This is a genomic window from Brevundimonas sp. TWP2-1 (genome assembly GCF_049897645.1).
In the GTDB taxonomy this organism is placed as follows: domain Bacteria; phylum Pseudomonadota; class Alphaproteobacteria; order Caulobacterales; family Caulobacteraceae; genus Brevundimonas.
Map to the genome: position 1 here is coordinate 190704 of NZ_JAFCWR010000002.1, position 11507 is coordinate 202210.

General features: G+C 67.4%; 15 protein-coding genes. 11 read left to right on the forward strand and 4 right to left on the reverse strand.

Features of this window, described 5'->3' with window-relative positions; all coding sequences use genetic code 11:
• The first annotated feature begins 66 nt into the window (after positions 1–66).
• Positions 67–417, forward strand: a complete 351-nt coding sequence (locus tag ACP7BH_RS11150; protein ID WP_425985175.1) for an endonuclease domain-containing protein — start codon at positions 67–69, stop codon at positions 415–417.
• Positions 418–562: 145 nt separating this feature from the next.
• Here the strand turns inward: ACP7BH_RS11150 and ACP7BH_RS11155 are convergent, their stop codons facing one another.
• Entirely contained in the window at positions 563–1345 is a 783-nt protein-coding gene (locus ACP7BH_RS11155; RefSeq protein WP_425985177.1) for a hypothetical protein, read from the reverse strand.
• A gap of 175 nt (positions 1346–1520) precedes the next feature.
• Here ACP7BH_RS11155 and ACP7BH_RS11160 point away from each other — a divergent pair, with 175 nt between their 5' ends.
• Together ACP7BH_RS11160 and ACP7BH_RS11165 are read left to right on the forward strand one after the other, a co-directional pair.
• Complete coding sequence (locus ACP7BH_RS11160) at positions 1521–2087, forward strand: hypothetical protein (protein ID WP_425985179.1); 567 nt, start codon at positions 1521–1523, stop codon at positions 2085–2087.
• A 294-nt stretch (positions 2088–2381) separates the two neighbouring features.
• Positions 2382–3866, forward strand: coding sequence for a DEAD/DEAH box helicase (locus ACP7BH_RS11165; protein ID WP_425987064.1), 1485 nt, complete (start codon positions 2382–2384; stop codon positions 3864–3866).
• A gap of 101 nt (positions 3867–3967) precedes the next feature.
• Here ACP7BH_RS11165 and ACP7BH_RS11170 read toward each other — a convergent pair whose 3' ends face one another.
• Positions 3968–5311: an OmpP1/FadL family transporter gene (locus tag ACP7BH_RS11170; protein WP_425985181.1), complete on the reverse strand. Its 1344-nt coding sequence runs from the start codon at positions 5309–5311 to the stop codon at positions 3968–3970.
• Between the two features lie 162 nt (positions 5312–5473).
• Complete coding sequence (locus tag ACP7BH_RS11175) at positions 5474–6265, reverse strand: competence/damage-inducible protein A (RefSeq protein WP_425985183.1); 792 nt, start codon at positions 6263–6265, stop codon at positions 5474–5476.
• Positions 6266–6363: 98 nt separating this feature from the next.
• Between ACP7BH_RS11175 and map the strand changes: the two genes are divergently transcribed.
• The 8 genes from map (at position 6364) to ACP7BH_RS11215 (ending at position 11134) form a co-directional block, all read left to right on the forward strand.
• Positions 6364–7182: a type I methionyl aminopeptidase gene (gene map, locus ACP7BH_RS11180; protein WP_372693036.1), complete on the forward strand. Its 819-nt coding sequence runs from the start codon at positions 6364–6366 to the stop codon at positions 7180–7182.
• A 91-nt stretch (positions 7183–7273) separates the two neighbouring features.
• Positions 7274–7765: a hypothetical protein gene (locus ACP7BH_RS11185; RefSeq protein ID WP_425985185.1), complete on the forward strand. Its 492-nt coding sequence runs from the start codon at positions 7274–7276 to the stop codon at positions 7763–7765.
• Entirely contained in the window at positions 7765–8520 is a 756-nt protein-coding gene (gene radC / locus ACP7BH_RS11190; RefSeq protein ID WP_425985187.1) for a RadC family protein, read from the forward strand. The genes ACP7BH_RS11185 and radC overlap by 1 nt, the downstream gene beginning before the upstream one ends.
• A complete protein-coding gene (locus tag ACP7BH_RS11195; protein ID WP_425985189.1) occupies positions 8517–9041 on the forward strand; it encodes a GNAT family N-acetyltransferase in 525 nt (174 codons plus the stop codon). The genes radC and ACP7BH_RS11195 overlap by 4 nt, the downstream gene beginning before the upstream one ends.
• Positions 9042–9098: 57 nt before the next feature.
• Positions 9099–9341 carry a BolA/IbaG family iron-sulfur metabolism protein gene (locus ACP7BH_RS11200; protein ID WP_135194857.1) on the forward strand — a complete coding sequence of 81 codons (243 nt, stop codon included), beginning with the start codon at positions 9099–9101 and terminating at the stop codon, positions 9339–9341.
• 3 nt (positions 9342–9344) lie between these two features.
• Positions 9345–10247, forward strand: coding sequence for an oxidoreductase (locus ACP7BH_RS11205; protein WP_425985191.1), 903 nt, complete (start codon positions 9345–9347; stop codon positions 10245–10247).
• Positions 10248–10340: 93 nt separating this feature from the next.
• Positions 10341–10694, forward strand: a complete 354-nt coding sequence (gene grxD, locus ACP7BH_RS11210; protein WP_425985193.1) for a Grx4 family monothiol glutaredoxin — start codon at positions 10341–10343, stop codon at positions 10692–10694.
• A complete protein-coding gene (locus tag ACP7BH_RS11215; protein WP_425985195.1) occupies positions 10694–11134 on the forward strand; it encodes an acyl-CoA thioesterase in 441 nt (146 codons plus the stop codon). Before grxD ends, ACP7BH_RS11215 begins: the two co-directional genes overlap by 1 nt.
• Here the strand turns inward: ACP7BH_RS11215 and ACP7BH_RS11220 are convergent.
• On the reverse strand, positions 11118–11498 hold the full coding sequence (locus ACP7BH_RS11220; RefSeq protein WP_425985197.1) for a hypothetical protein: 381 nt from the start codon (positions 11496–11498) through the stop codon (positions 11118–11120). The genes ACP7BH_RS11215 and ACP7BH_RS11220 overlap by 17 nt on opposite strands.
• Between the last annotated feature and the right edge of the window lie 9 nt (positions 11499–11507).

Below are 11507 nucleotides of genomic sequence, written 5' to 3' on the forward strand. Positions count from 1 at the left end.
GGGAGAAGGGACGCGGGTGGGGAGGCGTGAATTGCAATCCTGAGAGGATTTCGACACAACTTTCTCATGGATGACTGGCTGCAATCTCGCGCCAAGGCGATGCGTCGCGAGCCCGTGCTTTATGAGCAGCGGTTGTGGGCGATCTTGCGGGATCGGGGGCTGGCGGGGCTGAAGTTTCGGCGGCAGGTGGTGATGGGGCGGTATATCGCCGACTTCGTCTGCTTGAGGCATCGGCTGATCGTCGAGGCGGATGGGCCGCAGCATGAGGATCGGGTCGAGGACGCCGAGCGGGATGCGTGGTTTCGCGAGCAGGGGTTTCGGGTGCTGCGGTTTCCGAACCAGGTGATCGAGAACCATCAGGAGAAGGTGCTGGCGGCGATCGTGGCGTCGACGCGGGAGAGGTTGGTGGGGGATTAGAATTCCTTCTCCCTTTGCGGGAGAAGATGGCCCGAAGGGACGGATGAGGGGTCAGCTTGAATCAAGCCGCTGAGGCCTGAGCAACCCCTCATCCGACCTCGCTCCGCTCGGCCACCTTCTCCCGCAAGGGGAGAAGGATCAGATTTTAGAGTTCATCCAGCGTCTTCTCCCATTCCTCCATCGACACGATCTTGCGCAAGGGGCCGAGGTAGAGGTCGATGCCCTGGGAAATGCGGCGGTCTTGTTCGCGTTCGATGACGGGGTCGAGGCCGGCTTCGCGGAGTTGGGTCTCAAGGGCGGCGATGCGGCGGTCCAGCTGGACGCGGCGGGCCAGTTGGGCGTGACCCCATTCGGTGTTGGCGCGCTCCAGCTTCTGCTTCGCCTGCCAGTACTGGCCGCGCAGTTCCCAGTCGCTCTTGTCGCTGGTGTTCATGGCGAAGCGGTTCTCGGCCTCGTCCGGGTTTGTCAGGATGTCGAAGACCAGTTGCAGGGGGGCGGTCTTGATCGTCAGGCGAGAGGCGCGGCCGGGGCCGTCGCGGTCGGCCAGTTTGCGATAGGTCTCGGCCAGAGCCGCCAGGGCGCGGGCCTGGGCGAAGTCCTGGGCGTGGAGGGCGCGGCCCGAGGCCTGGGCGGCGGCGCGGGCCAATTCCAGTGGATCGTGGGCGGACGGGTCGTTGGGATCGTCGGGCGAGAGGTCGGCGGCGTCCTCGGGCGACAAGAATGGGGGCGACAGCGGCGGCGGCGCGGGCGGCGGGGTTTCGGTGCGCGGGTGGCGCGACCAGCCTTCCTTGGTGGCGCGGGCGCGCAGGGCGGCCTCGGTGACGTCGTGGCGGGCGGCGACGGTTTTGGCGTCGAGGCCGGAGAGATAGTCCTGTCGGACCTGGGTCCAGACCTCGGGCGGTTTGATCTTGTATCGGCGTTTTTCCATGCGGACAGTATGGGGCGGTCTCTACCTCAGGCCGGAAGACGGGCGGTTTTCGAGGCTAGAGACCTGATTTTCCATATCGCGACATGTCAGGTACGGCGCGCCAGCCATCCTAAATCGGCGCGCGGCGAGGCTTGCGTCCGATGATGACGCAGCGGCGTGCGACGACCCTTTCCCCATGAGCCAGGGCATACATCGCAAGATCCGGCCGGACGCCGTCTGGGCCGAGGTTCGCAAGGCGTGGGAGGACGGCGAGACGGCTCGCTCAGTCGCCGCGCGCTATGACGTGGGGGTGCACGCCCTGTGGAAGCGGCGCGAGGCGGAGGGGTGGAAACGGCCCGATCCGGCGCAGGCGGGGCCGATCGAGCCGGCCGAGGGCTGGGACCGGCATATCCAGGCGCGGCGCGACGCCTTTTCCGCCCAGCTGGAGGATGCGCGGGCGCTGGCGGAATGTCTGGCGGCGGCGATGACGGACGAGCGGCTGACCCGCGCGCCGCACTGGCATATTCCGTGGCTGTATCACTGGCGGGCGACGCATCTGGGGCCGGAGGCGACGGCGCGGGACCGGGCGCGGGCGGTCGAGACGGGACAGCCGTGGGCGGAGCGGTTCTGGAACGCGGACGGGGCGCTGAAGCCGCTGGCCTGGCTGGATCTGGAGATGGCGCGGCTGCATCCCGAGGAGTGGCGCGCGGCCATCGGATTGCCCGACGGCCTGCCCGAGGCGGCGACGCGATACGCGCCCTGATGTGTGCGGCAGTTGACTTATCGGCGATAAGCGCCCATTTGCGCTGCGTCGCACAATCGCGATCTCCGGCGTCTCCAGCGCGTGTGGGTCCTTTCCGGACCTGTCTGTAGAAGCCGCCGGCCCCTCATATCCATTCGCTGCCCGGACACGCGGGGCGGCGCCCGATCCACCCCGCAGGCCTCATTTTCGAGGCCCCGTCGGGACTGGCGGTGCGCGGCCCGACGGCGTCATGCCATGGCCGATGCGCGTCGCCGCTACGCGAAAGACACAACTGTGAGCATCACCTTCGAATCCATGGGCCTGAACAAGGCCCTTCTGCAGGCCCTGGCCTCGACCGGCTACACCACGCCGACCCCGATCCAGGAAAAGGCCATCCCCGACGTCATGGCCGGCAAGGACCTGCTGGGCATCGCCCAGACGGGCACCGGCAAGACCGCCGCCTTCGCCCTGCCGATCCTGCATCGCCTGGCCGAGAACCGCATCGCCCCCAAGCCGCGCACGACCCGCGTGCTGGTCCTGTCGCCTACGCGTGAGCTGGCGACCCAGATCGGCGACAGCTTCAAGGCTTACGGCGCCCACCTGGGCTTCCGGGTCGCGGTCATCTTCGGCGGCGTGAAATACGGCGGTCAGGAACGCGCCCTGCAACAGGGTCTGGACATCCTGGTCGCGGCGCCCGGCCGCCTGCTGGACCATATCCAGCAGAAGAACCTGGACCTGTCCTCGACCGAGATCTTCGTGCTGGACGAGGCCGACCAGATGCTGGACCTGGGCTTCATCAAGCCGATCCGCCAGATCGTCTCCAAGATCCCGGCCAAGCGCCAGAACCTGTTCTTCTCGGCGACCATGCCCAGCGAGATCGGCAAGCTGGCGGGTGAGCTGCTGAAGGATCCGGTCAAGGTCCAGGTCACGCCGCAGTCGACCACGGTGCAGCGCATCAGCCAGTCGGTCGTCTATATCGAACAGGGCCGCAAGCGCGCCCTGCTGACCGAGATGTTCTCGGATCCCGAATACACGCGCTGCCTGGTCTTCACCAAGACCAAGCACGGCGCCGACAAGGTCGCGGCCTATCTGGAAGCCGGCGGCGTGGAAGCCGGCGCCATCCACGGCAACAAGAGCCAGCCCCAGCGTGAACGCACCCTGGCCGCCTTCAAGGCCGGCAAGCTGCGCGTCCTGGTCGCCACCGACATCGCCGCGCGCGGCATCGACGTGGACGGCGTCTCGCACGTCGTGAACTTCGAACTGCCGCACGTGCCGGAAAGCTACGTCCACCGCATCGGCCGCACCGCGCGGGCGGGCAAGGACGGCACGGCCGTCAGCTTCGTCGCCGGCGACGAGATGAAGCTGCTGAAGGATATCGAGAAGGTCACACGCCAGAAGATCCCGGCCATCGACCGCCGCAACGACAAGGCCCTGGGCCAGCTGGACGCCACCATCATGGCCACCGGCGTCGGCAAGAAGGCGACCATGCCGGAACGCGAAGGCGGCGATCGCAACGAAGGCGGCCGTGGCGAAGGTCGCGGCGGTCGTGGACGCAGCCGCGTCCCGCATCGCGACGGCGTGCGCCCGGAAGGCGGCGGTCAGCCGCATCGCCAGCGTCGCGCCCGTCCCGGCGAGACCCCGGCGGCCCCGCGTCCCGAACGCGCCTACAACCCCCTGGCCGGCGAGCGCGTCCCGTCGATCAACGACAACGTCAAACCGGCGGAAGGCGAAATGAAGCGCCGTCCCCGTCGCCGCCCGTCCAACGGCGGCAAGGGCTATGTCGGCGGCGCCAAGGCGTAGGATCGAACGGCGGGGTTCGCGCCCCGCCTTCATCTTGAGACAATAAAAAACGGCGGCTCCTGCGAAGGAGCCGCCGTTCTCATGTCAGGCGTATGCGGACCTTAGAAGGCCCAGGTCGCGCCCATCGAGAAGCCGACGCCGTAGCCGGTGGCTTCGCCGCGCAGGTTCGAGACGACCAGGCCGTTGCCATAGACGTCGCGCGTGTCGTTGATCGCAGCGGTGTCGATGTCGATGTAGGTCACGGCGCCGTCGAAGGTCATCGAACCGACCGTCTTGGACAGACCGGCGGCGTAGAGCCAGCGGTCGCCGTCCGGGATGCGGGCGGTGCGGTGATCGTCCGGGGTCGGGGTCGGGTCGTAGCCCAGGCCGGCGCGGAAGGTCATGGACGGATCGATCTTGTAGTCGAAGCCGATCGCGCCGGTGGTGACGTCGTCATAGTCCTGGACGATGATCGAGCCGCCGCCGGTGTAGGCCACGCGGATGGCGTCGAACTCGCTCCAGCCGATCTGGTTAACCTGGGCGTTCAGGGTCAGGCGGTCGTTGACGGCGTAACGGGCCGAGACGGTGGCGTACCAGGGCGTGGTGAAGGACGCGCCGCCGTCAGCCGAGACGTTGGCGCCGGCCAGGACGCCGGTCAGGCCCGAGATGTTCACCGAACCTTCCAGCTCGTGCTCGATCTTGGAACGGTAGGACAGACCCAGGTCCAGCTTGCCGAAATGCATCTGGGCGCCGGCGTTCCATCCGTAATCCCAGCCGTCGCCTTCCAGTTGGTTGCGGCCGTCGGTGGACGGCGAGACGGCATAGGCCGGCGACAGGACGGCGGGGATCGGCACGTTCGGCAGGGCCGACGACAGGGTCGCCTTGGCGTACTGGGCGTCGAAGCCGGCGCCGATGTCCAGCCAGTCCGTGACCGTCATGGCGGCGACCAGGCTGACGTTGGCCGAGCGCAGCTCGGACGTCAGGGCGTCGTAGCGCGCGAAGTCGGTCGGCTCATACTTGGTGGTGAAGTTGTAGGGAGCCTGGACGGCGAGACCGACGTTGAAGCGGTCGCCGATCGGCATGGAGACGGCGAAGTTTGGCACGATGCCGCTTTCGACGACTTCGTGGACGTGCGGGTCGCCGTTGACGGGGGCCGTGCGGCTGACGATGGCCGGCGTGGGGACGTTGTAGGTCAGGCTGGAGCCACGGTCATCGACGTCGGAGTCGAGGACCAGGCCGTGCATGCCGAGATAGACTTCGCGTTGCGTGCCGGCGATGGCGGCGGGGTTCCACCACAGCGATTGGACACCCTTGTCGGCGCCGACGCCGGCGTTGGCGCGGCCCTGGGCGCGCGTCGATTGTTCCTGGACGTAGAAGGAGCCGGCCATGGCCGGAGCGGCGACGCCAGCCAGCAGGGCGGTCGTCAGGGCGAGCCCGCCCACGCGGGCGAAGTTCCTGGAGGTCATTTCAAACACCTAAGTAAACGTCGACCGCTTTACGCGCGGTCGATCCGGGGAGGAGCCCACTCAGCGTTCACGGCGCGAAAGCGTTGCGAGCAAGGCCCCCATCGGACCGGAAACGGGCGAAACCGTGGCGCCTGCGCCGCACATGATCACGGCTTCGAGAGGTTACGTCGCGGCAACATCGATGCCCATATTTCGCAGTTCGGCGATCAAATCTTGCGCCGCCGCCTCGACCAGGCCCGCGTCACGGCCACGGATGACCAACTGGGTTCCGATCTCGCCGACGCTGCCGTGGCCGAAGGGATAGCTGCCGAACGACAGGTCACGGCGCAGATTTGCGGCGGTCCGCAGCACATCGGCCACAGCCCCCTCGCCCACCCCGCTGACCTTCAGCGTCCGGGCATGAACGACGGCGCCGGTGCGCAGACGCGGCGCCACGTCCTCCAGCATCGCCTGCATGATCCTGGGCACGCCGGCCATGACGAAGACATTGCCGATGTTGAAGCCGGGCGCGTCGGTGACCGGATTGGCGATGAGCATGCCTCCGTCAGGAATGCGGGCCATGCGACGGCGCGCGGCGTTGAAGTCGTAGCCATAGCGCCGCGCCAGGATCGCCAGGGCCTCGGGATGTTCGGGCAGGGCCACGCCGAAGGCCGCCGCGACGGCGTCGGCGGTGATGTCGTCGTGGGTCGGGCCGATGCCGCCGGTGGTGAAGACATAGTCCCAGCGCGCCCGCAGCGCGTCGAGCGCCTCGATGATCCGGTCGTGGTCGTCGCTAACGACCCGCGCCTCCATCAGGTCAATCCCCAGCGCGGACAGGAAGCGGGCGATGGTGTTGGTGTTCGTGTCCTGGGTCCGGCCCGACAGGATTTCGTCGCCGATGACCAGCACGGCGGCTGTGACGGCTTCGGGGGGCCCGGCAGCAATGGGCCCGGCAGTGGGATCGACGTCGGTCATGCGGGAATCCAAACTCGGGGTTGAGGTTTCATGCTATAACGACCATCTGCGGCGAACGGATTGCGCCGTATCCCCGCCTTTTGCAGACCGATCGCCCCATGTACGAAACGCCCGAAATCGAAACCGACGTCCTGGTCCGCTCCAGCGCCATTCGCGTCCACGAAGCCGAAGACTTCGAAGGCATGCGCAAGGCCGGCCGTCTGGTCGCCGAGGCGCTGGACATGATCGCCGCCCATGTGAAGCCGGGCGTCCTAACCAGCACGATCGACGATCTGGTGCGCGAGTTCACCCTGGACAACGGCGGCCTGCCCGCCTGCCTGGGCTACAAGGGCTATGAGAAGACCGTCTGCACCTCGATCAATCATGTCGTCTGCCACGGCATTCCCGGCGACCGGGTGCTGAAGGACGGCGACATCGTCAACATCGACCACACCGTCATCGTCGACGGCTGGCACGGCGATTCCAGCCGCATGTATGCGGTCGGCGAGATCAATGCGCGGGCCAAGAAGCTGATCGACGTGACCTATCAGTCGCTGGATCTGGGCCTTGAACAGGTCAAGCCGGGCAACACCTTCGGCGACATCGGCTTCGCCATCCAGAAGTTCGTCGAGGCCCAGCGCATGAGCGTGGTCCGCGACTTCTGCGGCCACGGCATCGGCCGCGTCTTCCACGACAGCCCCAACGTCCTGCACTACGGGCGTCGCGGCGAGGGGGCGGTGCTGAAGCCCGGCATGTTCTTCACCGTCGAGCCGATGGTCAACCTGGGCAAGCCGCACGTGAAGGTGCTGTCCGACGGCTGGACCGCCGTGACCCGCGACAAGTCCCTGTCGGCCCAGTGCGAGCACACCATCGGGGTGACGGAAGACGGGCTGGAGATTTTCACGGCCTCGCCAGCGGGGCTGTTCCGCCCGAACTGATGGCTGACGGTGCGTCATGCGCTGATACAGGCACTTCCTTGATTGGAAACGCGACGCTAGGTTGCCGACACGCAACCTGGTGATTTCGTCTATGAGGAATGCATACGCCGCAATCGGCCTAGCGATGCTGACGCTGGGCTGCGCCGCTGATCGCGCGCCTTCCACCCCGAATGCCTCGACCGTGATTTCGGACCAAGGCGCAGAGGTCGAGCGCTGCGTTCCGCTGAGGACCAAGGCAACGTTCAGTTGCTGGTGGTCCGGACCGGACGCCCCGCTGACACACTGCGTCAACTATGGGGAGGATGAACCTGCCTGCGGCCTGAAGACCCGAGGCGGCGCCTATCTGAACCGAGGGGCGCCAGGCGGCGGCAATATGTTCGAGCGTCAGGGCGGGACGTGGCAAGTCATCTCCGTGTTTGCGGACAGCGAAGGCCGTGTCGGAATGGTGGCGGAGCGAATGGACGGGACGCGGTTCCTGAGCCACCACGACCAGTCACCGCCAGCGAGCGCCGCACCGTCGCAGCCCATACGGCCAAGATGGCCCGCTGGGCTGGAGTTCGGCCCCGAACAGGCGGCGCCGTAATGTCGCTGGACGAGACTTCGGAAGCATCACACCAAGTCGTAGGCGGGACCAAACCCAAACCGCGCCACAGCGGCCATCGTGACCGTCTGCGCGAGCGGGCGGCCAAGGGCGGGCTGGGGGCCCTGCCCGATTACGAACTGCTGGAGATGCTGCTGTTCCGCAGCGTGCCCTACAAGGACACCAAGCCGCTGGCCAAGGATATGCTGGCGCGGTTCGGGGGGCTGGAGGGGATCGGCGCGGCCAGCCATGAGGCGATCGAGGATCAGGTCGCGCGGTCGATGGGCTATGCCGTCGGCAAGGCGACGCGGGCGATCGCGCTGGACCTGCAGCTGATCTTCGACGTGACGCGACGGATCGCGCGCGAGCCGACGGCGAAACGGCCGGTGATCTCGTCATGGACGGCGCTCTTGGCCTATGTGCGGGTCGCCCTGCAGCACGAACCGCGCGAGCAATTTCGCGTCTTTTATCTGGACAAGAAGAACCAGCTGATCCTGGACGAGGTGCAGAACCGGGGCACGGTCGATCATGCGCCGGTCTATCCGCGCGAGGTGGTGCGGCGCGCGCTGGAGCTGTCGGCCAGCGCCCTGATCCTGGTGCACAACCATCCGTCCGGCGATCCCACGCCCAGCCGCGCCGACGTCGAGGTCACGAAACAGGTTGTGCAGGCCGGGCGCGCCCTTAACGTCGAGGTTCACGACCATCTGGTCGTCGGCCGCGACGGGGTGGCCAGCTTCAAGCAACTGGGCCTGATGTGAACGACAGGATTCTGACGACCGAACGACTGGTGCTCAAGCCCGTCTCGATCGAGGATTTCGACGATCTGCTGACGCTGTGGTCGAACGAGGACTTCACGCGCCACATCATGGGCCGGGCGCTGGGGCGCGAGGAGGTCTGGTTCCGGCTGTTGCGCGACATCGGCCATTGGGCGGCGATGGGTCACGGCAACTGGACGATCCGGCTGCGCGAGGGCGGCGTCTATCTGGGCAGCGTGGGGGTGTTCGACTATCGCCGCGAGTTGGAGCCGCCGTTCGAGGCGCCCGAACTAGGCTGGGGCATTGGGCCGGCGTTCCAGGGCAAGGGCTATGCGGCCGAGGCCTTGACGGCGGTGCTGGGCTGGACCGACCGAACGCTGGAGAGCCGCACCGTCTGCATGATCGCGCCGGAGAACCTGGCCTCGCTGAAGCTGGCGGCGCGGGTCGGTTATCGCCCCTATGCGACCGCGACCTACAAGGATCACACGGTTCAGCTGTTCGAAAGGCCGGTTCGCGGCGCGTAGGTCGCCATTAAGGATTATCGGGCACACTGGCGTCGAACGAACCGCGAGTCCCTGCCCATGCCCATGTCCGTGGAAACGCTGCGCCAGCATCTGGTCGACGCCTTTGCCGACGCCGAGATCGAGATCGAGGATCTGGCGGGCGACGGCGACCACTATCGCGCCCGCATCGTATCCAGCGCCTTTGCGGGCGTGCCGCGCGTGCGCCAGCACCAGATGGTCTATGCCGCGCTGAAGGGCCAGATGGGCGGCGAGCTTCATGCGTTGGCGCTGGAAACCTCGGCGCCCGAGGCGGGAAACTGACCGATGCGTTATAGGCCCTTCGGCGCCTCGGGCGCCGCCATCTCCAACCTGACGCTGAACTTCGGCGCCGATGCGCTGAAGCGCGGGCGCGAAGCGGGGCTGGACCTGCTGTATTCGGCGCTGGAAGCGGGCGTCAACAGCTACCGTCTGGAGAACGCCGATCCCGTCGCGGCCGAGGTGCTGGGCGAGGCGTTGTCGCACGTGGATCGCAAGCTGGTCTACGTCAGCCTGACCCTGGGGACCGGCGACGGTCGCGAAAGCGTGCGGGACTTTTCCGCCCAGGGCATGACGGCCGCCATCGACCGGGTGCTGCATTTTTCGGGTCTGGGCTGGATCGACGTGGCGGTGCTGCACGAGCCAGGCGAAGCCGAACTGGCCCAGTCGTCGTTGAGCGCGCTGAAGGCGATGCGGGCGACCGGGCGCATCAAGCTGCTGGGCATCGCGGGCGGCGGCGAGGTGATGGACGCCTATGTCTCGACCGGCGCGTTCGACGCCCTGCTGACGCCGTTCGACATCAACGCAGGCTGGTCGATCCGCAACCGCATCCGTGCGGCGCGGGATCAGGACATGGCGGTCTTCGCCTATGACTTTCACACCGACCGCCGAAGCCGCGCGCCCGACGCGCCAGTGTTCAAGAAAGGGCTGTTCGGCCTGGGCGGTGGAAAAAGGCCTGTCGATACGCCCAAGAAGGACGCCTTCGGCTTTCTCTATCGCACGCAGAACTGGACGGCCGAGGCGATCTGCCTGTCCTACGTCCTGACCGATCCGTCGGTGTCCAGCGTGATCGTGACCGCGACGGACACCGACCGCCTGGCCACGCTGGCGGCTGCGCCCGAGCGCGACCTGCCGCCCGGCCTCGCCGCACAGATCGAGATGGCGCGCGTCGTCGCCAACGTCGCCGCCTGACGCAGAGCGACCCGCGCCATACAGATCGTCGCGCACGCCTTGACCGCGCCCTCCGCTCTCCCTAGCTGACGGGCTTCACGAAAGGCCTATCCCGTGACCGACACCGCCCAGACCGCCGATCCCGCCCACGCCTTCATCGGCGAAACCGTCGCCCAGAACGACGTCGTGCTGTTCATGAAGGGCACGCCGGACCAGCCGCGCTGCGGCTTCTCGTCCCTGGCGGTTCAGATCCTGGATCATGTCGGCGCCGGCTTTGTGGGCGTGGACGTGCTGCAGGACGAAGCCCTGCGCGAAGGCGTCAAGAGCTTCACCGACTGGCCCACCATTCCGCAGCTCTATGTGAAGGGCGAATTCGTCGGCGGATCGGACATCATCCGCGAGATGTTCCAGGCCGGCGAACTTCAGGCCCTGATGGTCGAGAAGGGCGTGCCGCTCGGCGAGGGCTGATGGCCCGCAAGACGCTGAGCCCCCGCGAGGACCGAGAGGTCTTCGTCGTGCCGCTGGACGTGCGGCCCGAGCACATCGACGCCAACGGACACGTCAACAACGTCGTCTATGTCGGCTGGCTGCAGGACGCCGGCACGGCCCACTGGAACGCGCGCTTCGACGACGAGACGCGGGCGAAATGGTCCTGGGTCGCGACCCGGCACGAGATCGACTATCTGCGCGGCATCGAGCCGGGCGCCCAGGGCGTGGTCGCGCGCACCTGGGTCGGCGATCCGCAGGGACCGCGCTTCACCCGCTATGTCCGCATCGAGGACGCCCAGGGCCGCGTCTGCGCCCAGGGCGTCACCGAATGGGTGCTGGTCGACGCCGCGACCCTGAGGCCCCAGCGCATTCCGCCCACGATGCTGGCGGTTTTCGAGACGCCTACTTCAGCGGATTGAGAATCCGCGCCGGGGTACCGGGCTCCAGGCCCAGGTCGGCGTAGGTCCAGCGCAGTTCGACGCCGCCGGCGACCAGGGCCTTGCACAGGTCCGGCTTAGTGCGACGCAGGGTGATCTCGGTGGGCGAGCCGTCCGACACCGACACTTCGAAGTCCGACGCCTGGGTGCAGCCGTTGGAATCGACACGCGCGACCAGGGCGCCGTCGGTAAAGCGGGCCTCGCGAATGGCCTCCGCCGGCGGGGCGTCGTTGCGCGTGACATTGACCGAGACGTTCTCGCCCGCATCGCTGTCATAGATGACGCAGGCCGACAGCAGCGGTGCGACCAGGGCCGCGACCGCCAGACCCTTTGCGAGACCCCGCATCACTGACCC